Origin of the sequence: Acidovorax sp. LjRoot118 (assembly GCF_964253575.1) — a bacterium.
Classification (GTDB): domain Bacteria; phylum Pseudomonadota; class Gammaproteobacteria; order Burkholderiales; family Burkholderiaceae_C; genus Acidovorax.
Genome location: NZ_CAXURB020000001.1, coordinates 3,388,650 through 3,408,834, shown reverse-complemented (window position 1 = coordinate 3,408,834; position 20,185 = coordinate 3,388,650). Strand labels below are relative to the sequence as shown.

Annotated in this window: 22 protein-coding genes and 2 pseudogenes; 12 read left to right on the top strand and 12 right to left on the bottom strand. The window is 65.5% G+C overall.

The window, feature by feature from the left end; all coding sequences use genetic code 11:
* Positions 1-144 precede the first annotated feature (144 nt).
* From ACSQ9E_RS16070 to ACSQ9E_RS16060, 3 genes and pseudogenes are all read right to left on the bottom strand, one after another.
* Positions 145-837, bottom strand: a complete 693-nt coding sequence (locus tag ACSQ9E_RS16070; RefSeq protein WP_057202792.1) for a response regulator — start codon at positions 835-837, stop codon at positions 145-147.
* The gene (locus ACSQ9E_RS16065; protein ID WP_369818306.1) at positions 834-2,882 is read right to left on the bottom strand and encodes a type IV pili methyl-accepting chemotaxis transducer N-terminal domain-containing protein; all 2,049 of its coding nucleotides are present in this window, start codon (positions 2,880-2,882) and stop codon (positions 834-836) included. Before ACSQ9E_RS16065 ends, ACSQ9E_RS16070 begins: the two co-directional genes overlap by 4 nt.
* An 11-nt stretch (positions 2,883-2,893) precedes the next feature.
* Positions 2,894-3,064, bottom strand: a pseudogene (locus tag ACSQ9E_RS16060) (IS30 family transposase); the annotation flags it as partial.
* Positions 3,065-3,489: 425 nt separating this feature from the next.
* Here ACSQ9E_RS16060 and ACSQ9E_RS16055 point away from each other — a divergent pair.
* Positions 3,490-3,666: a hypothetical protein gene (locus ACSQ9E_RS16055; RefSeq protein WP_436218453.1), complete on the top strand. Its 177-nt coding sequence runs from the start codon at positions 3,490-3,492 to the stop codon at positions 3,664-3,666.
* Between the two features lie 118 nt (positions 3,667-3,784).
* On the opposite strand, the gene ACSQ9E_RS16050 is transcribed toward ACSQ9E_RS16055, so the two are convergent.
* The 3 genes from ACSQ9E_RS16050 to ACSQ9E_RS16040 form a co-directional block, all read right to left on the bottom strand.
* A complete protein-coding gene (locus tag ACSQ9E_RS16050) occupies positions 3,785-4,057 on the bottom strand; it encodes a DUF3253 domain-containing protein (RefSeq protein ID WP_436177867.1) in 273 nt (90 codons plus the stop codon).
* Positions 4,058-4,082: 25 nt separating this feature from the next.
* Positions 4,083-4,928: a hypothetical protein gene (locus ACSQ9E_RS16045; RefSeq protein WP_436177868.1), complete on the bottom strand. Its 846-nt coding sequence runs from the start codon at positions 4,926-4,928 to the stop codon at positions 4,083-4,085.
* 278 nt (positions 4,929-5,206) lie between these two features.
* Positions 5,207-5,344, bottom strand: coding sequence for a hypothetical protein (locus ACSQ9E_RS16040; RefSeq protein ID WP_157422153.1), 138 nt, complete (start codon positions 5,342-5,344; stop codon positions 5,207-5,209).
* A gap of 153 nt (positions 5,345-5,497) precedes the next feature.
* Here ACSQ9E_RS16040 and ACSQ9E_RS16035 point away from each other — a divergent pair, with 153 nt between their 5' ends.
* Together ACSQ9E_RS16035 and tnpB are read left to right on the top strand one after the other, a co-directional pair.
* Complete coding sequence (locus ACSQ9E_RS16035; protein WP_436218452.1) at positions 5,498-5,926, top strand: DUF1810 domain-containing protein; 429 nt, start codon at positions 5,498-5,500, stop codon at positions 5,924-5,926.
* Between the two features lie 71 nt (positions 5,927-5,997).
* A pseudogene (tnpB, locus tag ACSQ9E_RS16030) lies at positions 5,998-6,391 on the top strand (IS66 family insertion sequence element accessory protein TnpB).
* Positions 6,392-6,528: 137 nt separating this feature from the next.
* Here the strand turns inward: tnpB and ACSQ9E_RS16025 are convergent.
* The 3 genes from ACSQ9E_RS16025 to ACSQ9E_RS16015 all read right to left on the bottom strand — a co-directional run bounded on the left by ACSQ9E_RS16025 (position 6,529) and on the right by ACSQ9E_RS16015 (position 10,272).
* Positions 6,529-7,953: an RCC1 domain-containing protein gene (locus ACSQ9E_RS16025; RefSeq protein ID WP_436218451.1), complete on the bottom strand. Its 1,425-nt coding sequence runs from the start codon at positions 7,951-7,953 to the stop codon at positions 6,529-6,531.
* Positions 7,954-8,424: 471 nt separating this feature from the next.
* Entirely contained in the window at positions 8,425-9,213 is a 789-nt protein-coding gene (locus ACSQ9E_RS16020; RefSeq protein ID WP_436218450.1) for a class I SAM-dependent methyltransferase, read from the bottom strand.
* 153 nt (positions 9,214-9,366) lie between these two features.
* A complete protein-coding gene (locus ACSQ9E_RS16015) occupies positions 9,367-10,272 on the bottom strand; it encodes a LysR family transcriptional regulator (RefSeq protein ID WP_436218449.1) in 906 nt (301 codons plus the stop codon).
* 171 nt (positions 10,273-10,443) lie between these two features.
* On the opposite strand from ACSQ9E_RS16015, the gene ACSQ9E_RS16010 reads away from it, so the two are divergent.
* Positions 10,444-11,085 (top strand): FMN-dependent NADH-azoreductase, encoded by a 642-nt coding sequence (locus ACSQ9E_RS16010; protein WP_436218448.1) that lies wholly within the window; start codon positions 10,444-10,446, stop codon positions 11,083-11,085.
* Between the two features lie 29 nt (positions 11,086-11,114).
* On the opposite strand, the gene ACSQ9E_RS16005 is transcribed toward ACSQ9E_RS16010, so the two are convergent.
* Positions 11,115-12,023, bottom strand: coding sequence for a LysR family transcriptional regulator (locus tag ACSQ9E_RS16005; RefSeq protein WP_436218447.1), 909 nt, complete (start codon positions 12,021-12,023; stop codon positions 11,115-11,117).
* A gap of 112 nt (positions 12,024-12,135) precedes the next feature.
* Between ACSQ9E_RS16005 and ACSQ9E_RS16000 the strand changes: the two genes are divergently transcribed.
* Genes ACSQ9E_RS16000 through ACSQ9E_RS15985 form a run of 4 tightly spaced genes read left to right on the top strand, consistent with a single transcriptional unit; the run spans position 12,136 to position 14,677 of the window.
* Positions 12,136-12,759, top strand: coding sequence for a hypothetical protein (locus ACSQ9E_RS16000; protein WP_436218446.1), 624 nt, complete (start codon positions 12,136-12,138; stop codon positions 12,757-12,759).
* Positions 12,760-12,802: 43 nt separating this feature from the next.
* Positions 12,803-13,537: an SDR family oxidoreductase gene (locus ACSQ9E_RS15995; protein WP_436218445.1), complete on the top strand. Its 735-nt coding sequence runs from the start codon at positions 12,803-12,805 to the stop codon at positions 13,535-13,537.
* Between the two features lie 41 nt (positions 13,538-13,578).
* Complete coding sequence (locus tag ACSQ9E_RS15990; RefSeq protein ID WP_436218444.1) at positions 13,579-14,067, top strand: Twin-arginine translocation pathway signal; 489 nt, start codon at positions 13,579-13,581, stop codon at positions 14,065-14,067.
* Between the two features lie 19 nt (positions 14,068-14,086).
* Positions 14,087-14,677, top strand: coding sequence for a hypothetical protein (locus ACSQ9E_RS15985; RefSeq protein WP_436218443.1), 591 nt, complete (start codon positions 14,087-14,089; stop codon positions 14,675-14,677).
* Positions 14,678-14,784: 107 nt separating this feature from the next.
* On the opposite strand, the gene ACSQ9E_RS15980 is transcribed toward ACSQ9E_RS15985, so the two are convergent.
* Positions 14,785-15,696, bottom strand: a complete 912-nt coding sequence (locus tag ACSQ9E_RS15980; RefSeq protein ID WP_057269333.1) for a LysR family transcriptional regulator — start codon at positions 15,694-15,696, stop codon at positions 14,785-14,787.
* A 112-nt stretch (positions 15,697-15,808) separates the two neighbouring features.
* On the opposite strand from ACSQ9E_RS15980, the gene ACSQ9E_RS15975 reads away from it, so the two are divergent.
* The 4 genes from ACSQ9E_RS15975 to ACSQ9E_RS15960 all read left to right on the top strand — a co-directional run bounded on the left by ACSQ9E_RS15975 (position 15,809) and on the right by ACSQ9E_RS15960 (position 19,555).
* Entirely contained in the window at positions 15,809-16,873 is a 1,065-nt protein-coding gene (locus ACSQ9E_RS15975) for an MBL fold metallo-hydrolase (RefSeq protein WP_428001320.1), read from the top strand.
* A gap of 66 nt (positions 16,874-16,939) precedes the next feature.
* Complete coding sequence (locus ACSQ9E_RS15970) at positions 16,940-17,959, top strand: zinc-binding alcohol dehydrogenase family protein (RefSeq protein ID WP_436218442.1); 1,020 nt, start codon at positions 16,940-16,942, stop codon at positions 17,957-17,959.
* Entirely contained in the window at positions 17,956-18,600 is a 645-nt protein-coding gene (locus ACSQ9E_RS15965) for an intradiol ring-cleavage dioxygenase (protein WP_436218441.1), read from the top strand. The genes ACSQ9E_RS15970 and ACSQ9E_RS15965 overlap by 4 nt, the downstream gene beginning before the upstream one ends.
* Positions 18,601-18,688: 88 nt before the next feature.
* Positions 18,689-19,555: an MBL fold metallo-hydrolase gene (locus ACSQ9E_RS15960; RefSeq protein ID WP_436218440.1), complete on the top strand. Its 867-nt coding sequence runs from the start codon at positions 18,689-18,691 to the stop codon at positions 19,553-19,555.
* 92 nt (positions 19,556-19,647) lie between these two features.
* Here ACSQ9E_RS15960 and ACSQ9E_RS15955 read toward each other — a convergent pair whose 3' ends face one another.
* Positions 19,648-20,181: a hypothetical protein gene (locus tag ACSQ9E_RS15955; RefSeq protein WP_436218439.1), complete on the bottom strand. Its 534-nt coding sequence runs from the start codon at positions 20,179-20,181 to the stop codon at positions 19,648-19,650.
* Between the last annotated feature and the right edge of the window lie 4 nt (positions 20,182-20,185).

The window sequence follows — 20,185 nt, the reverse complement described above, 5'->3', positions numbered from 1 at the left end:
CAGAAGAACTACCTCAACCGGTTTGTGGCCGCCGGTTGACCTGGATCAATGCGCGAGAGCGTTGTTGCCCTACGCGCTGCCGACATCCACCGCGAGCGAGCTGGGCGGCACTCCAGCACTCGAGAAGGGCAATTGGCGGGCCTGCTATGAAGCGTGTCGGGCGGCGAATACCGCCGCCTGCACACGCGAGGTGAGGTGGAGTTTTCGCAGGATGTGCTGCACGTGTATCTTTACCGTGGTCTCGGCAATGTCGAGCTGACGGGCGATGTGTTTGTTGCTGTCGCCGCGCGCGATCAGGTGCAGGATCTCGAGTTCTCGCACCGACAGCGAGGCGAGCTCGGCATCCGAGCTAGTCACGGGTGCAACGATAGAAGTGCCAGGGCCGTCGGCGGCGGGCTGGGAGCGCAAGGCCGATACCAGCTTGGTCGTCATCTCCGGGCTCACCACCGATTCACCGTCCATCACCTTGACAATGGCCTCACACAGGTGGTGCGACTCCACCGTCTTCAGCAAATACCCGTCGGCGCCGGCTTTGAGCGCGGCCACCAGGTCGGCCTCGTTTTCGCTCACAGTGAGCATGAGCACGCGGCTGCCAGGCGCGGCCTCGCGCAGCGCGGGGATGGCGTCCACGCCCAACACGCCAGGGAGGTGGTTGTCGAGCAGGATCACGTCAGGTCGCTGGCGCGCAACGCAGCGCAGTGCCTCGCCTACGTCACCCGCTTCGCAAGTCACCTCGAAGCGTGTGTCCTGCGAAAGCAGGGCCATGAGCCCGCGACGGAACAGGGAGTGGTCGTCCACCACGAGTAACTGTATCGGGTGGGTGGGTGTGACGTTCATGGAAGGGGGTGTTCGTTGGTGATTGCTGCAACAGGGCTGGCCGCCACAGGGTGGGGTGGCAGCGTCAGGGTCACGGTGGTGCCATTGCCGGGCTCGGAGCTTACGTCGACCCGCGCGCCAATGAGCGCGGCGCGCTCGCGCATGATCTTCAGGCCCACGTGGGAATCACCGGGCGTGTCCAGCACGTCGAATCCCGCACCGTCGTCGCGCACACGAAAGCGCCAGCGCGCGCCCTTGATCACATCAAGCTGAATGTGGCGCGCCCCCGCGTGCTTGCGCACGTTGGAGAGCGACTCCTGCAACACGTGCAGCACCTGCACCTGCACATCGGCAGGCAGAGGAAGGCCGTGGCCTTCGACGTGCAACTTGGCTGGCAAGCCCGTCTGGTGCTGAAACTTCTGCAGCGTCTCCTGCAGGGCGCGTTCGATGTCGTCGGTGTTGGTGCGGGTGCGAAAGTGCACCAGCAGTTCTCGCACGTCGTTGATGCTCTCACGCAGACCTTCGTCGAGTTCGTCCAGCGTGCTCATCACTCGCGCGTCTTGGCCTTTGGTTGCCGCAGTGCGCAGCAGCTGCACCTGGATCTTGAGAAAGGCCAGCGACTGCGCGATGGAGTCATGCAGCTCGCGAGCAATCAATGCCCGCTCCTCGCCCACCGCGGCCTCGCGTTCCAGCGCGGCCGCGCGCAGGCTCTCCAGCGCATTGGCAAGGTGGCTTGCCAGGGCATCCAACAGCTCGGACTCGCCTGCGCTCAGGTTGGTCTGCGACCGGTAGAACAGGTTGATCTCGCCGATGAGGCGCTGCTGCAGGCGCACCGGCACGCTCACCAGCGTCTCGAAACCGGCGCGCACGCAGTGCCGTACCTCCAACTCGTCGTGGCTGCGGATGGGGATCACCCGGGTGCGGGCATCGGGCTGCAGGTTGCCGCAAGCACACGCCCCCGCCAGCAGACTGCGCTCGGCTTCCACCATGTCCTGCGGAAAGCAGTCGGTGGCCAGCATCAGATAGCGCTGGCTGGCTTCGTCGCTCCAGCGCACCGCCACTGCGTCCGCCTTCACCACTGCGCGAACGCGCTGGGAAAAGCCGCGAGAAAGTTCTTCGATGCTGCCAGCCTGGGCCATGAAGGCGCTGACCTCATACAGCGTCTCCAGCCGCGCGCGCTGCGCTTCGATGTGGCGCGTCTTGGCCTCTACCTGGCTCTCTAGGCCAGCGTACATCGTCTGCAGCGTGGAGGCCATGCGGTTGAAACCCCCTGCCACCTGGCCGAACTCGTCGAGTGTGTCGACCTCTACGCGCGCCTTGAAGTCGCCCGATTCCAGCCGGCGCAAGCTCTCGCGCAGGTGGGCCAGCGGGTTGATGACGTACATGTAGCCTGTGTAGAGCATCACCACCGCGCCGAGGAGTGCCAGCGCCATCATGAGGAACTGGAACAGGTTAAGGATGGCAGTCAAACCCGATAGCTGGTGCTCGATGGCGAGCACCAGTGCGTCGATGGCATCGACGAAGGCGTCGGCCGCGGCCAGGGCTTGTGTCGGATCGGGCGGCGACCCTTGTGACCACAGCGGGCGCTGGCTCTGCCATAGCGCCTCCACTGTGGCAAATTTGGTGGCAACCGTTTCGTCCCAGGGCACGAAGAGCGGCCGGCCAGCGTCGCCCCGGCGCAGCAACTCCAAGCTCTGGTCGAACTGCTGCACCAGCGCAGCCACCTCGGTCGGCGCACGATCGGATTGCGCAACGCTAGTGATCCGCCAGGTTTGCATGCGCATTCGTCCGGCCTCGTTCACCGCTGCGGCTCCACCTTCGAGCTGCCAGGTCACCCATAGCGTGAGACCGATGGAAGCGAGCGCGACGAGCAGCAACCCCGCGCCGATGCGTACCAGCTTGGTTGACAGGGATGCGGTGGAGGCCATCACGTGGTGGTTACCGGGTTTCAAGGTTTGCAAATACCTGCTTGCGACAGGCTGCTGTCTCAGGCAGTTGTGCCTGGCTGAGAAAATAATGCACTTGCAGTCCCATTTCATGTGATGCGGATCAAAAGCGATGCGCAACACCCTGGATTTCAATGAACAAGGGTGAAGTGCTGCGGGTTGTTGATCAGCAACTCTCGGTACACCGCCAAGGGTGATCGTACCCCCAGCCATTTTCTTGGGCGCTCGTTGATCTCATCGGCTATCGCATCGAGCTGCTGCTGGCTGTAGATGCTCAGGTCCTTCCCCTTGGGCAGGTACTGGCAAGAAAGAGCCGCCAACAAGGCGGCCATGGCGACGTTCTCGGTGTGGATGAACCGCGAGGCGCAGGCCCGGGCGGATGTGCTGATTGCCGGGCTGCTGAAGGATCTGCCGCTGCCGCCAAAGCGCTGAACCACCTGCTTGCACCGACGTCCCGACTGGCTTCACCGCGCGAGGGGCGGTGCCGGGCGGGGGCGGTCACTTGCCCGGGCACACCTCTTTGGGTTCTCCACGCACATAGTTCTCCCAGGCATCCAGGACGATGTGGTTGCGGCCCACCCAGGTCTGCACCTTGAGCGTGGCGGTGCTTGACCCCCCCTATGTTGTGTGCCGGTAATGGTAGCGTGCGCAATGGGTCGCGCTTACGATCAAGGGGGAGGGGGCCGCTGCGCCATTGGACCTGTTCACCGATGGGAGATACGCACCAATGCCTTCATGGCTGTACGACCTGATCGACAGCGACATGCCCACCGCGCACGACCGCGACCGGTACCTGGGTTTTGCCAGCAGCGTCATGGCCGGGCACCACGGTGATCTGGAGATCACCGGCAACGCATTCAACGTCCACTTCTCGCAAGCGGGTGTGCGAGTGCAGTGCCTTTAGGATGAAAGCCGCAGCCCCGAGTGCATGGGTCTGGCTGCGTTCATCCAGGCGCTGACAGCCCCGCCGGGCTCCCGAATGCCCTGACCCGGGCGATGCCCTCAGGCCGTAGCCTGGCGGGTCACGTGGTGCTGGGCGGGGCGGGCCTGGCCAGGCGGATCGGCCCCACCGCCTGCACCGCCGAGGCCACCGCTTGGCCGCGCTGCAGGACCTGCAGGCGGCCTTCGCCGGCCAGCCGGTCCGCAGCGTTGCGCACGGCGGGCATCATGGGGCGCCATTGCGCTTGGGCATCCCCGGCCAGTGCGCGCGCCACTTCGGAAGGGCAGATGGTCTTGCCCGGCGCGCGCTCAGCCAGCAGGGCCAGGATGGCTTGTTCGATGGCTGCGTCGCGCATGGGGGCAGGTCTGCAAGCTGTCCGGTCACTCCGCCTGCAGGTAGCACTGGCGTGACGGGATCGCGCTGGCCACAGCGCTTTCCACCTGGTCCATTGTGGGGAACTGGGCCCAGAAATGGTCCACGTCCCAGCACATGTAGGGGCCCGAGCGCGAAAACACGGCACGGGTGGGGCGGTCGCTGCTCACGGTGTAGTCCCAATTGCCCCACCAGGCCGTGATCGCGCCCCGGGTTTCCTTGCGGTCCACCTCGAAGCGCGCGTAGTCCCTTTCGGTCAACACTTTGCCGGTGCCCGTGCATTGGGCGTTGTCGTAGACCATGGTTCCCTGCGTGACGGTGACGTGGGTCTCGTCCTGGCGCGTCAGGCGAAACAGGCTGCGCCCGCTTTGGCCGGCAGTGGCGCCGGTGGGGCCGCAGGCTTCGCGCACCCACAGGCCCTCGGGCAGGCCCCACACGGCGGGGGCGCAGGCCACCTGCACCGACTCCACTGCGGCGCCGGGCACGGCACCGCTGCCCTGGGCCACGCTGCAGGTCTGGCCGGCGGGCTGCGACTGCACCCGCACCGCGTAGGCGCTGCCTGCCGCGAGCGGCGTGGCAAAGGCGAAGCGGCCACTGGCTGTGACCGTGAGGTCGTCGCCCTCGTTGTTCTGCAGCACGAGCCTGGGGGCATGGGTGCTGCTGCCCGCGCTGGGTGCGACCAGCCCGCTGACCGTGCCGCCGATGGTGAAGCGGTCTGCCGGCGAGGGGCCGGGGGCTTCATCGCCGCCACCCCCACCGCAGGCCGCCAGCGATGCCGCCAAGGCCAGGCAGGCGAGGGGGATGCAGCGCGTTGGCGCTGCGGGCGAAGGGGTTGATGGTGTGGAGTTGGTCATGGCAAAAATGGCAAATTATGGTTGCCACCACTACGCCAGGTAACCCCCCAACAGCAGCAGGGCGTGACGGGCGTCACCTGCAGTGCGCCGCGCCCCAACGCCCATCTGCCAATGGTGCACGTGGTCGGCATCAACGCCTGCCACTGCGCCTGGTGCCGGCAATGCCCGCGCCATGTCGCCAGGCCCCGTAGGTTTGCCGGGCGCGCAATCACCCAGCACCGCCTCAATGGTGTGCTGGGTGCGCAGGCCGGCGCGGCCGCCTGCTTATCGCGCGGTGCTCAGGGCCGTGCCGAGGGCGTGGTGGTGGCGGCCGTTGCCGGCCCCCTGCCGGTTGCGTTGGGCGCGTTGGTGGCATTGTGGGCCTTGTATTTCTTCCACAGGAATCCGGCAATGGCCATCAGGATCATCTTGCGCATCAGTGTTCTCCAGGTTGGTAGGTGTGCGCATAGCATCGGCGGCGATGCAGCTGCGTTCTGTAGGAGGCTGGGTCAAGAGCGTGTCGGCAAGCGGTCAGTGCAAGGGCGCGGGCGGCAGTGGGCTTGCCGCGATAGCGCCCATACAATGGCGGCATGCCTTTACCACCCGTTCTGGACCGATTCCTGGGCGCACAGGAGCCCGTGTGGGCGCGCGTGCTCGCCGAGCTCAAGGCGGGCAAGAAGCGCACACACTGGATGTGGTTCGTGTTTCCCCAGCTCAAGGGCCTGGGGCACAGTGACATGGCGGTGCGCTACGCCATACAGTCCCGCGCCGAGGCCCAGGCGTATCTGGACCACCCCGTGCTGGGCAACCGTCTGCGCGAGTGCTGCCAGTTGCTGCTCGCGCTGCCAACGGCATCTGCCCGCGACGTGCTGGGCACCCCCGACGACCTGAAGCTGTGCTCCAGCATGACGCTGTTTGGCGAGGTGTCTGCAACCGACAGCGTGTTCCAGGCCGTGCTGCAGCGGTATTTCGATGGCGTGAAGGACGCCCGCACGCTGGAACTGCTGGGCCCGGGCTGAACAGGCCTTCGCGGTGGCGCATGGCACCAGCACAGCCCACCCACCCTATCGTTTGGCCGCCACGATGGTGAATGACCTCAGCGAAAAGAAACGGCTTTCACTGGTTGCGCTGTACCAGCAGATGCCGCTGGAGCAACTGGAGCGGCGCTTCGCCCAGGGGCAGTTTGTGGCTCGCAGTAGATCCCGTGGACATGCGTGCCGGCGCCGACCGCCTGATCGCCAGCGTGGTGCAAGTCTTCGGCGCCGCGCAAGCCCACCACGCCTACCTTTTTGCCAATGCGCGGCACGCGGATGAAGCTGGTGGTGCACGATGGCTTTGGCGTGTGGTGCGCAACGCACCGCCTGAACCAGCGACGCTTTGCCTGGCCCAGCGATGGGGCGCCGCTGCAGCAACCGCACTCACACAGGCCCAGTTCGATGCCCTCATTGTGGGCCTGCCGCGGCAGCGGCTCGCACACATGCTGACCATCAGGGGCGTGTGGTGGCGTGTAATCGCTAGGCCCGTGCGCGCGGGTGAGGATCGCGCACGGGGCAATTCGAGAATGCCCCGATGACATCCATCGCCCACCTGTACGGGCGGGCGTTGCCTTGGAATGTACCGGCTATTGAATGTCGTAGACCCGCTTGTAGCGATAGCTATTCAGCATTTCACCCAGGCTCTCGGCGGTGGTCGCACCCAGTCCATAGCCGATGAAAAAGGCGGTGCCAGACAAGTGGGTCAGGTCCTGGTTCACGAACAAGACGGAGGACGTGTTTTGCAGGCGGTCGGCCCAGGCCAGTGGGTTGGCGGGATTGAGGCGGTCGAAATTGGGCACCGAGTAGGTGTACATGGTGCCGTCGGGCGTGATCGCTATGAGGTAGGGATGCCCCTTGGCACCACTGGCGAGGTGCTCGGGTTTTATCTGTACGTGCGCGGAGATCGTCAGGCGGGTCAGGGTCCCTGTGGCCACCATGGTGCCCAGCCCCGGTGCACCCGCGCCTTCGAACACCACGGGCAGCGGCGACAGTTGCGATTGTCCCACCGGCCCCACACCCAGTTGTCCTGCGTTGTTGTTGCCCCAGGCCAGGAGCGTGCCGTCGGTGGTGAGTGCCAGGGAGTGCTGGGCGGATGCCGCTACCTGTGCATACCCGCCTCCAAGGGGCTGCGGGCTTGCGCTCTCCGTGAGGGTGGCATTGCCCAACTCGCCCTGGTAGTTGCTGGTGCCCCAGGCCCAGGCCGTGCCATCAGCCTTCAGCGCCAGCGTGTGGAAGAAACCTTTGGCGACTTGGCGATAGCCGCCGCCCACCAGCACGGGTGCATCGCTAGAGCGCCATTGCCAGAGGGTTCCGTCATCCTTCAGGCCCGCGGCTGAGTAGTTGCCCAAGGCCACCTGCACAAAACCACGGTCCACCGGGCCGGCGCTGCCGTAGCCGTACTTCCAGATGACCCAGTTGTTCAAGTCCCATTCTCCCAAGGGCACAAAATCAAACTGTATGGCGCCGCCGCCCAGCACGAACAACACGTTGTTGCGGTTATTGACCATCTGCAGGTAGGCGGGTGGCAGCCGGTCCAGCATGTCGCCACCGGCACTCGCTTTGAAGAGGCTTTTCACATGGCCCCAGTACCAGACGGAGCCGTCTGTTTTGCTGGCGGTGTCCGAGGTCATCAACTGCGCAAAGCCGCTGCCGACCTGCACTGGCCGGGTTTCGTTCAGGGTCTGGCTTCTCAGCTGCACCGAGCCCCACATCCACAAGGTGCCATCGGTCTTGAGGGCCACCATGTACTTGCCAATGGCGCCCACGGCCACCTGGGCGAAACCGCTGCCGATCTGCACGGGCTTGTCCGCACTCACCATGGAGCCATTGCCCAACTGCCCGCTCTGGTTGTCGCCCCAGGTCCACAGCGATCCGTCGCTGAGCACCGCTGCAGAGTTTTGAGCGCCCGTGGCCATGTGCACCACCGTGGCGGCGTGCACGCTGCCCATGCCAGCCACCAGGGCGAACAACAGCCAGATTTTGAAGGCCAGAGGCGCCAGCTGACGGGACACGGCGGACCGCAGGCGATGGCTCGCAAAATTCGAATAGAAACTCATCAGAAGACCCATCTTTGGAAGTATTGGTGAAACCTGCCGAAGCCCACATTGGCCTCTTCAGAAAGTCGGTGCGCAACGAACGATGGACACGCCACGGTGACAGCCTCCCCTCCCTGAAATCTGGCGAATGTTTTTTTACGATCAGCAGGGGTGCCTCTCAAGCGCCATGGTATTGCGGCGCCTTGCGAAAAGCGGTGATTCGCATCACCACACCCTGTCAGCCAAACAAAGCGTTACGAATTCAGCCAGGGGAAGCCATTTGTTTCAGTCGCATCCCTGCCTTGGCAATCGGCGCGGCGAAGGTGAACGGGCCATTGGTCCCCGGCACCAGGAATGCGCCTGCCGCCTGGCGTAACCCTACCGAGGTAGGGCGCGCGCGGTGGCCCTGCCCGCCACGTCTGCGGGTACGGCTCGGCCACTGCCGTATCAGGCGAGCCTGCGGCCGGTGATGCTGTACACCATGGGGACATCATGGCCCTGGTGGTCCATGTAGAACCTGCCCGGCTCTCGCTCCACCATGCCTTCAAAACAGTCGTACGGGCTGTAGGCAAACTCGTCCACGCGCTCTATCCGAATGCCCGCGCCCACCAAGGCGTTGATGACGCTTGAAAGCGGGTGCGACCACGTGGCCAGTTGGGCTACGGCGCCTGCCCCGTTGTCGGTGTAGGTGGCTTCTTCTTCGATGTCTGGCGCCGCACTGCCAAAGTACGGCTGCCCCGCCAGCAGGTCGCGCAGGGGGTGGAACTCAACCATGTAGAACAGGCCCCCCACCGCCAGGTGCGAGGCCACCACCTGCGCCCAGCGGGCCAGGTCGGGGAGCCAGCACAGGGCCCCGTACGAGGTGAACACGATGTCGAACGCCTGCGCGCCGCCAGCGCCAAAGCCGTAGACGTCCGAGCACACGAAATCAGCGCCCAGGCCGGTGCGGGCTGCCAGCTCCCGGGCCTTGCCGATGGCCACCGGCGAGATGTCCACCCCGGTGCACACGGCGCCCTTGCGGGCCCACGACAAGGTGTCCAGCCCGAAGTGGCATTGCAGGTGCAGCAGCCGCTTGCCAGCCACCTCCTGCAACTGGCCCAGCTCGATGTCCCGCAGCGAGGTGGCGCCCGCCATGAAGCCCTCCACGTCGTAGAACCTGGATTCGAAGTGAACGCGGGCGCGGCGGTCCCAGCCGATGCGGTTCATTTCAAAATAGTGGGCGTCGGGTGTGTTCATGGCAATGCGGCGCGGGGCAGCGTGTGCGGGCTGCGTTGCACGGTGCGGGATGTTGCGGAATGCTTCGGGGCGAGGCGCCGCCCTGCAAGCGGCCGGCAGTATAGGAGATGCTGCGCGGTGCCAGGCGCGCCGATGGTGGTGGTGGCGTTGGTTTCAGTGGACCAGTCTGCGACGCAGGTCGTCGAGCAGCCATCGCCCGGCCACGCCGAGCGCGCGGTCACGCCGGTGGGCCGCGTAGATGGTCAGCCCTTCGGGTGGAGTGGGGTCGTCGTGGATCTCGATGGCGATGAGTGCCCCTGACGCGATGGCCGTTGCCACCAGGTGCTCGGGCATGCGGCACCAGCCGAATCCCGCCAGCAAGAAGTCCATGCGGCGGCCCAGATCGGCAAAACGCCATAGCCGGGTGCCCGCCACGCCGTAGTTGGGGCCGCCCGGATCGGCCGGGTCCGACAGCACCAGTTGGACGTGCGGCGCCAGGTCGCCCTGCGTGGCCGGGCGGCCCAGCGCGGCCAGCGCGGCCAGCGGATGGCCCGGCGCGGCCACCGCGCGCAGGGGGGTGCGCAGCAACGGGTAGGCGGCAATGTCCTCGGGTACGCCCGGCAGCAGCAGGCACAGCGCCATGGCCGCCGAGTCGCTGCGCAGCCGCCGCAGCGACCCGCCCAGCCCTTCGGTCGAAAAGTGCACCGGCAGATCGGGAAAGGCCTGGCTCAGCGCACGCAGGCTGTCGATCAGCGGGGCGGTGGGCACCAGCGGGTCGATGGCGATGGCCAATTGCGGCTCCACCCCCGCCCGCGTGCTGGCCGCCACCGCCTCGAAGCGCGAAGCACTGGCCAGCACGAGCCGCGCCTGGTCCACCAGCACACGGCCCACCTCGGTCAATTGGGGGCGATGGCCCTGGCGGTCGAACAGCGCGACGCCCTGCAGCTGCTCCAGGTTGGCCACCGCTTGGCTCACCGCTGACTGCACACGCCTGAGCCTGCGCCCGGCGGCCGAAAAACTGCCGGTGTCGGCAATGGCCACCAGCACGCGCAACTGGTCGAGGGTGAGGCTTCCAATCATCGGTCCATCTCCCATATCCATCTCTAAAGTAGATGAAAAGTATCACATTTTCATCGCTTCCGCAGAAGCAACGTGGTGCCTAAAGTCCCTTCACGACGCCATTGGCGGCCCCGCCCGGCGCACCCACCGGGCCCACCAGCCACCCCGAAAGACAGAAGGAAAGAAACCTCCATGACCCAACTCCTCGTTGTAGAGACCAGCCCGCGCGGCGCCCAGTCCGTCTCGCGCCAGATGACCCAGCGCTTTCTTGCGGCCTGGCGCACCGCCCATCCGGCTGGCCATGTCGTGCACCGCGACCTGGCCGATGCCGATGGCGCGCCCCCGTTCGTCACGGCGCCCTGGCTGCACGCCTACTTCACGCCGCCCGCGAACCAATCGCAGGCCATGCGGGACGAACTGCGGCTGTCGGACGAGATGGTCGCCGAGGTGCTCGCGGCCGGGCACATCGCCATCTCGACCCCGGTCTACAACTACAACGTTCCCGCGTCGCTCAAGGCCTGGGTGGACCATATCGTGCGCAAGGGCGCGACGCTCGGCCTGGACGGCCAGGGCCTGGTCAAAGGCAAGAAGGCGACCCTGCTGATGGCCTCGGGCGGCGTGTACACCGAGGGATCGCCCATCCGCGATCGCGACATCGCCACGCAGTATCTGCGGCTCATCCTCGGCGTCATCGGCATCGAGGACGTGACCGTGGTGGCGGGCGGCGGTGCCAAGGCCGTCGATCTGCAGGAGCAGACGATGGATGGGTTCCTGGCGCCGCTGCAAGCGCAGATCGAGCGCGCTGCGGGCGCTGGCATCGCGCACCGGGCATGAGGCTGCGGGGACGGGTCACCGCACCGCGCTCATTTTGAATTCGGGGGATCATCGAGTCCGATTTCCCGCGTGACCGCATCCACGAAGCTGCGAAGTTTGCTGGTCAGCCGCCTGTCGGCATGGAACAGCAGGTGCATCGGGCGCGACGGGGTCTCGAAGTCGGGCAAGACGCGCACGAGCGCGCCCGTGGCAATGGAAGCCCGCGCCAGATCTTCGGCGATGAAGGCGATGCCAAAACCCTCCAGCGCACCGGAGAGCAAGGCGGCGGCGTTGTTCACCTGCAGCGGGCCGCGCACCGGTACGTCGAATGTGCGCCCGTCTCGCATGAACCGCCAGTCGGTCGACCCGGGCCGCGTGCCGACATAGCCCAGGCATACGTGCGCAAGCAGGTCTGCCGGGTCGCGCGGGGTACCGTGTTGTTGCAGGTACGCAGGCGATGCGCATGCCAGCGAGCGAAAGGGGCGCAGCGCACGCGCAGTCAGCGACGAATCGGCCAGCCGCCCGATGCGAAAGACAGCCTCGAAGCCTTCCTCGATCAGGTCGACATAGCGGTCGCTGAGCACCAATTCGATTTCGACCTCCGGATGCTGGCGCAGGTAGCGCGCGACCAGCGGCACCAGGGTGTGGGTACCGAACGAAAGCGGGGCGTTGACACGCAAGCGCCCGCGCGGCTTGCCGGTCGCGTTGTCGCCTGCGGCGTCCGCCCAGTCCACCTCTGCCAGCACCACCTTGCAACGCTCGTAGTAGGTCTTGCCGATCTCGGTCAGGCTCTGGCGCCGGGTGGTGCGGTTGAGCAGGCGCGTGGCCAGGCGCGCTTCGAGATAGGCGACGTGTTTGGCGACCATCTGCGGCGACATTTTCAGCTCCATCGCCGCGGCTGCGAAAGAGCCCAGGTCGACGACCTTGACAAAGGTAGCCATGCTGGCAAGGCGGTCCATTCACCACTCCTGGTTGTGAGATCGATGCTCTATCTGGTGATTATCATTCATCCATCGGTCAATACACTTTGTTCCATCGGTGTCGATGTCGACGCCGACCCAAGGAACAAAGATGCCATTGAAACCCCACCGCGTACTCCCCGCCATCGCCGCCGTGCTGGCGCTGTCGTCCACCCTTTTCGCAGTGCCGGCAAACGCCGCCGATGCACAGTCCGTGATGGACAAGCTCAACGAATTCGGCCCCGAAGCCAAGGCCCTTGTTCAGCGCGCCGGAACCTGGGACGTGACCATCACCAATTGGGAAAAGCCCGGCGCCACGCCCACTGTGCAGACGGGCCTGGTGGCCGAGCGCCGCATGATCGGGCCGATGCTGGAAGAGGTGTTGCGCACGGTGCCCGGCGCACCCGGTGCGCCCTTTACCCGCGCCGACTTCCTGACCTTCAACAAGCAGGAAGGACGCTGGCAATACATGTCCATGGACGGCCGCGTGCCGGACGGAATGATGGTGGCCTACAGCATCGACCCCGATCCTGAACAGCGCATTTTCATGAGCTTTCTGCCCTTTGCCTCGCCCAACATCATTGGGGACATCGCCATCGGCCAATTTTGGCGCATGGAGCAGGTGATCACACGCCAGGATGCGGACCACGAAGTGAAGGACCAGTACTTCACGCTGGCTGGATCTGCGCCGGTGAAGTGGCGGGGCATCAGCTACAGCTACACACGCCGCAAATGAGCCGGGCTCTCGATTTGTTCTCCCACCTTGACCGGACATCACCATGACCAACCAGCCCAAAATCGCCCTCGTCACCGGCGCTACCCGCGGCATTGGACTTGCCACCACCCGCCAGCTCGCCCAGGCCGGTGTCCACGTGCTGCTTGCCGGCCGCAGCATTGCCACTGCGGCCAAGGCTGCGCAGGCCCTTCAGTCCGAAGGCCTGAGCGTTGAGCCCCTGGCGCTGGATGTCACCGTCCCAGCGAGCATCGCGGCTGCCGCCGCGCATGTGCAAAACACCTACGGCCGCCTGGACATCCTGGTGAACAACGCGGGCGTGCTGCTCGACGCAATGGACTGCAAGCCTTCCGAGCAGTCGCTGCAGGTGTGGCGCGAGACCTTCGACACCAATGTGTTCGCCCTGGTGGAGGTGACCCAGGCCTTCTTGCCGCTTCTCAAGGCGGCAGCCGCGGGTCGCATCGTCAATCTCTCCAGCCAGCTCGCTTCGTTCGGCCTGCACACAGACCCTGCTTCGCCCATCTACGATTTCAAACTGCCGGCCTACAACGCCTCCAAGAGCGTTGTCAACGCATGGACCGTGCATCTGGCTCACGAACTGAGGGGAACCCCGCTCAAGGTGAACGCCGTGCACCCGGGCTATGTGATGACCGACATGAACGGTGGCAACGGTGAAATCGATGCCGAAGCTGGCGCAAAGACCAGCGTGGCAATGGCCTTGCTCGACGACTCTGGCCCTTCGGGAAGTTTCACGCACCTGGGCAAGGCGCTGCCCTGGTGATGTGCATCTGGATGACACGTCAATTCACTTCAAGAGTTTCCATGAGCACCATCGCACTCAGCCGCCGCAAACTCATCGCCGTTGGCGGGGCCGTCCTGGCAACCGGCGTTTCTGCATTGTTGCTGCCCGCCAGCGCGCAGGGCCTCGCGCCCACCCGTTCGATGTCGGGCGGCTCCAACAACTACCGCAAGGGTGCGCCGATTGTGGAGAGGATTGGAAAGGGAGGCTTCTGGATGAGTGGCACCGTGCGCCGCGCGGGCGATGGGGCGCCGCTTGCCGGGCAACGCATTCAAATATGGGCGCACACGACCGAAGGGCAGGAGCACGAGCCGCAGAGCCATGGCGCAACGCTCACCGACAAAGACGGAAAATTCCGTCTTGAGATGCCGCAAATCATCCCTCTCTTTGGCCAGGCGCACGGGCACCTTGCCTATGACAGCGGCGAGTTCAAGACGGTGTTTCTTCGGCCGGTGATGCGCAGCGCAAAGGACAAGACGCTGGAGGCGCATTTCGTTCTTGAGCCGGCCTGACTGGATTGGTAGCAAGAAAATGAAACTCACAAAGGGGATCCTGATCTGGGCCGGCCTCGTGGCTGCCGTTTGCGTGCCCTTGGCAGCTGCTGCGGCCAGCCCGCTGCTCGAATGGCGTGGCCCCATCTACATCCTGGCTTGCTTCGCCGGAATTGCTTCACTGAGCCTCGTGCTCGTTCTGCCGCTGCTGGTTGGCGGATTCTTGCCGGGGCTCAAGGGCTATCTAGGGCGCCGAGCGCATTTCCGGGTTGGAGTCGCCTTGCTCGTCACGCTGGTGGTTCATGTCGTGGGCCTGTGGGTGACAAGTCCGCCGGACACGATCGACGCCCTGGTTTTCGCATCGCCGACGCCGTTCTCCCTTTGGGGCGTGATCGCCATGTGGGCAATTTTCGCGGCCACGCTGATGGCCACACTCCGCAGGCGATTGGGGCTGGCCCCTCGAACCTGGCGCATCGCCCACGTGGCCCTTGCAGTGGTGATCGTCACTGGCAGTGTGGTCCACGGCATGCTGGTCGAGGGGGTCATGGAGTCAGCGTCGAAGGCGGTTCTCTGTGCGCTGGTGCTTGCGGCGGCCATCAAGGCGATGCTTCACTTGCGTGTGTGGCGATAGCGAGCGCTGGCGCGAAGGGGACCGGCTGCACCAGGGCCTGATGACACCCTTGGCCCGCTATAAATCGGCTGCTCGCGCCCGCTGGCGCCGTGCAATGACCGCCCCGGCTACAGCGCCGCTGCCAGCGCCGCCACCTGGTCCCTGAGCCACTGCTGCGCCGGGTGCGCGTCATTGCGCCGGTGCCACATGAGGTCGTAGCCAATCACCGGCAGCGTGACGGGAGGCGTGAACGACGCCAGCTTGCGCCAGTGCGGCGAATGGCGCGCCACGCGGCCCATCACCGTGGCCACCATGTCGGTCTGCGCCACCATGCTGGGGGCGGCAAACATCTGCGGCAGCGCCAGGCCCAGCGTGCGGCGCTGGCCCAGGTAGGCCAGTGCCTGGTCGACCAGACCGTGGCGGTCGCCCTCGGGCGACACCAGCACATGGCGCAGCGCCAGAAAGACCTGCATGTTCATCCCGTCCTTCACCGCCGGGTGGCCGCGGCGCACGATGGTGATGAACTCGTCGCGCATGACGGAGCGGGTGAGGATGCGGTTCTCGGCCTGGGTGGGCGGCACGCCGATGGCCGCGTCGATGGTGCCGGCATCGAGCAGGTCTACCGCGCTGTCGCGGCTGCCGATGGCGTGCACCGATAGCGACAGCCCGGGGCCCAGTTGCTCCAGCGCCCGCGAGAGCAGGGGCAGCAGCACGAAGGCCGGGTATTCCGACAGGCCCAGGGTGAAGGTCATGGCGCTGGTGGCAGGCTCGAACTGCTCCTTGGGCAGCAGTGCGGCCTTGATCTGCTGCAGCGCCTGCGATACCGGCCCGGCCAGTTCGCGCGCCTTGGGCGTGGGCACCAGGCCCTGCGCGCTGCGCAGGAACAGCGGGTCGTTGAACAGCGTGCGCAGGCGCGACAGGGCGGCGCTCATCGCGGGTTGGCTCACCCCCACGCGCACGGCGGCGCGGGTCACGTTGCGCTCGCTCGCCAGCGCGTCGAAAGCGGCCAGCAGGTTCAGGTCGATGCCATGAAAATCCATAAATCAAATAATCATTTATATCGGTTATCTGTTGGACAGATTATGGCTGGTTCTTGAAAATTCACCCATCGCTTCTCAACACACCCCTTCACTCCCTGAACCGAAGACCACCATGAATGCCCTGCGAAACCCCCACTCCCGCCAGCCGCACGCTGCCATGGCGAACCCAGCACCAAGGCCTGCACCGGTCGCCCGCAAGACCGTGCTGCGCCAGTCCGCCGCGCTGAGCGCCGCCGCCGTGATGGCCTGTGCGCTGGGCAGCGTGCCTGCATTCGCCGCCGGCAAGGATGTGTCGGCGCAGAAGGTGGTGAACCTGGCCAACATCACCGAGGTGAGCCCCGGCGTGCACGTGATCGAAGACCGCCAGCAGGTCTTTCTGGTGCCCAACGTGACCATCATCGTGGGCCGCGACGCGGCGCTGGTGGTGGACACGGGCCTGGGCACCAAGAGCGCGCAACTGGTGCTGCAGACCGCCAGAAAGCTGGCGGGCAACAAGAAGCTGTACCTCACCATGACGCACTTCCACCCGGAGCACGGCTTTGGCGCGCAGGCTTTCAAGGGCCAGGCCACCATCATCTACAACCGCGCGCAGCGCGACGAGCTGCTCAAGAAAGGGCCCGCGTTCCGCGAACTCTTCTCGGACAAGCTGGACGTGGCGCAGGCCATGAAGGACGTGCGCTTCGTGATGCCCGATGTGGTGTACGACACCGAGGCCGAGATCGACCTGGGCGGGCGCGTGGTCAAGCTCAACTACTACCAGCCGGCGCACACGCTGGGCGACCAGGTGATCTCGGTGCCCGAGCAGGGCGTGGTGATTCTGGGCGACCTGCTGGAGACCAAATCGTTCCCCATCATGCCGTGGTTCCCGGACCTGGCGGACACCGACGTCGACCCGCTCAACTGGCGCGAGATCTTTCGCAAGGTGGCCGCCACCAACCCCAAGATCGTGATCCCCGGGCACGGCCGCATCGGCACGGCCGCCGACCTCGATGCGTCGGCACGCCACATGGACGTGGCCCGCGAGGAAGTGGCGCGCCGCTGCGCCGCAGGCAATGACCTGGCCACCATCCAGAAGGAGCTCACGCCCATCCTGGAAGCGCAGCACCCCGACTGGGATTTGAAGGACTGGATTGCGATGGAAATCCAGTCGTACTACGAACGGCTGTGCCGCAAGTAAGAGCGGGCCCAGAGGCACCGCCATTCATCTTCGCTACTGATCCCCCTTGTTGAAAGAGCCATCCCCATGAAAGCCGTCGGATACACCACCCCCCAGCCCATCACCCATGCCGATGCGCTGGTCGACATCACCTTGCCCGACCCCGTGGCCACCGGCCGCGATTTGTTGGTGGAGGTGCAAGCCATCTCCGTGAACCCCGTGGACACCAAGATCCGCAAGAGCGCGGCCCCCGCCGAAGGCCAGCGCTGGAAGGTGCTGGGCTGGGACGCCAGCGGCATCGTGAAGGCCGTGGGCCCCGAGGTCACGCTGTTCAAGCCCGGCGACCGCGTGTGGTACGCCGGCTCCTTCGCCCGGCACGGCACCAATGCCGAGCTGCACCTGGTGGACGAGCGCATCGTGGGCCATGCGCCCAAGACGCTCGACTTTGCCCAGGCCGCCGCATTGCCCCTCACGGCCATCACCGCGTGGGAAATGCTGTTCGACCGTCTGGGCATCGCCCCTGGCAAGAAGCCCGAGGGCAAGACGCTGCTGATCATCGGCGCATCGGGCGGGGTCGGTTCCATCATGACGCAGCTGGCCTCGCGGCTCACCAGCCTCACGGTGATCGGCACCGCATCGCGCCCCGAAACCCAGGCCTGGGTGAAGGAGCTGGGCGCCCACCACGTCATCGACCACAGCAAGCCGCTGGCGCAGGAACTCAAGGCCATAGGCTTCCCGACGGTGGACACCATCGTCAGCCTGAACCAGACCGAAACGCACCTGCCGCAGATCGTCGAAGCCATTGCGCCCCAGGGAAAGTTCGGCCTGATCGACGACCCCAGGGCGCTCGACGTGATGCCCTTCAAGCGCAAGTCCGTCTCCATCCACTGGGAGATGATGGCCACGCGTTCGATGTTCCAGACGGCCGACATGGTCCACCAGCACCACCTGCTCAACGAAGTGGCCGCGCTGGTCGATGCCGGCCTGGTGCGAACCACACTGGCCGAGCGCTTTGGCAGCATCAACGCCGAGAACCTGAAGAAGGCGCATGCGCTGATCGAATCGGGCACGGCGCGCGGCAAGGTGGTGCTGCAGGGGTGGGCATGACGGCCGGGGGCGTGAGGGTGAACGCCAGTGCACTGCATCGGCGCGCGTTCACGGCCGCCCTGGTGGCCGCCCCGGCGCTGTGGCTGGGCGCCCGCGCGCAACCCGCTGCCGCGCGCATCGCCACGCCATCGCAGACCGAAGGGCCCTTCTACCCCCTGCGCCTGCCTGCCGACGCCGACCACGACCTGCTGCGCAATGGCCGGCTCAGCTACGGCGGCGGCCAGCCGGCCTGGCTGCAGGGCACGGTGACCGACATGGCAGGCAGGCCCGTGCGCGGCGCGCAGGTCGAGATCTGGCAGAGCGATGCCGATGGCCACTACCACCACCCGGGCGACTGGGGCAGGGCGGACGCCGCCTTCCAGGGCTTTGGCCGCGTGGCGGTGGCGCAGGACGGCAGCTACCGCTTTCGCACCATCCGCCCCGTGCCCTATGCGGGGCGCACCTCGCACGTGCACTTCAAGGTGCGGCTGGGCCAGCGCGAGCTGCTGACCACGCAGCTGTATGTGGCCGGCGATGCGGGCAATGCGCGCGACCAGGTGTGGCGCGGTCTGTCAGAGGCCGAGCGCAGCGCCGTCACCGTGCCGTTTGCGCCCGGCGCCGATGGGATGCAGGCGCGGTTTCCCATCGTGGTCGCCGTCTGAATCGGCACATCCCTTCGGTGCCGAAGTACCCATCCCGGGTTGACGAAGCAGCCAACCCCACCATCCAACCATTGAACGAGAACCTTGCATGAAACACCTCAGTACCATCAGCGCCATCGCCCTGGCCAGCATCACCTTCTTAGCGCAGGCGGCCGAGCCGCTCAAAATCAGCGTGGTCACTGCACCGGAGACCAGCTTCGGGGTCAACGCCACTCTGGTCACCGGCGACAAGCAAGCCATGGTGATCGGCTCGGGCTTCACGCGGGCCGATGCCCTGCGCATTGCCGCCGCAGTGCTCGACAGCGGCAAAGCGCTCAAGACCATCCTCATCAGCGACGCCGACCCCGACTATTACTTTGGGGCAGAAGCACTGCAGGCCCTTTTCCCCGATGCGCAGGTGGTGGCCACCCCGGCCGTGGCCCAGGAAATCAGCGAGCACCTGCAGGAAAAGATGAAAGTCTGGGGCCCACGCCTGGGCGCCAACGCACCCAAGCGGCCAGTGGTGCCGCAGGTGCTGCCCACCACGGTGCTGAGCGTGGACGGGCACAGCGTGGAAATCCGGGGCACCACGGGCGAGCTTGCCAACCGCCCCTATGTCTGGATTCCCTCGGCCCGGGCCATCACGGGCAATGTGGCGCTGTGGTCCAACCTGCATGTGTGGACCGCCAACACGCAGACACCGGCCCAGCGCCTGGCTTGGCTGGCGCAACTGGACGAGATGCAGGCCCTGAAGCCCGCACTGGTCGTGCCGGGTCACATGAAGGTGGGCGACGCGCTGGACGGCCGCTCCATCGACTTCACCCGCCGGTACCTCAAGGACTTCATCGCGGCCATCCCTGAGGCCAAGGATTCGCAGGCACTGTCGGCGGCATTCAAGAAGCAGTACCCGGACGCGGGCCTGCCGATCGCGCTGGACATTGGCGCCAAGGTGGCCAAGGGAGAGATGGCCTGGTAGCACGGGCGGCTCGGAAGCGCTTGATGGGATGGAGCAACTGACGTGCCCACCTCAAACTCATTCGTCTTTTTCAATCCTGGCCAAGCACGCCCTTATTGCACTTGGCATGATATGGACGACTGGTACTTGAGCGTGGCATTCCCCACGGAAAGCTCGGAGGCCGAGCCAACGCGCAAGGTGGTTTTCAAGCCAGTCCTTTTGATATAGGAGGGCTCCTTGGTCTTCGCCGCCTCGTCAATCTTGGACATCTCCAGCATTTCGGCGAAAAGCTTGCTGGTCTGGTTCTGCAGGTAGACGGTAGCCACCGTGGCATTCCGATGTCCAGCTGAGCGGCCGACTTGCGCTGCCACCAGATAGTCTCCAAACAAAGTGGGCCTGTATTTGTTGCCCACTGGCAGAAATAGACCGTCCTGCACCTTGATCATGCCCATCGCTTCAAAGCGGCGTTCAAGCGAAATCGCGTCCCCCAAGAGGCTGTTGCACTGAATCGATTCAGCGACATCCTTTCTCGCCTCCCATGCCTGCACATCTGCGTCTGTAAGGCGAAGAGGCGTGTTTGCCGAAGCGGCCAAAGCCACGAAAAATCCGCCAAGGATTGAGATTATCTTGATTTGCACCAATTTCACCATC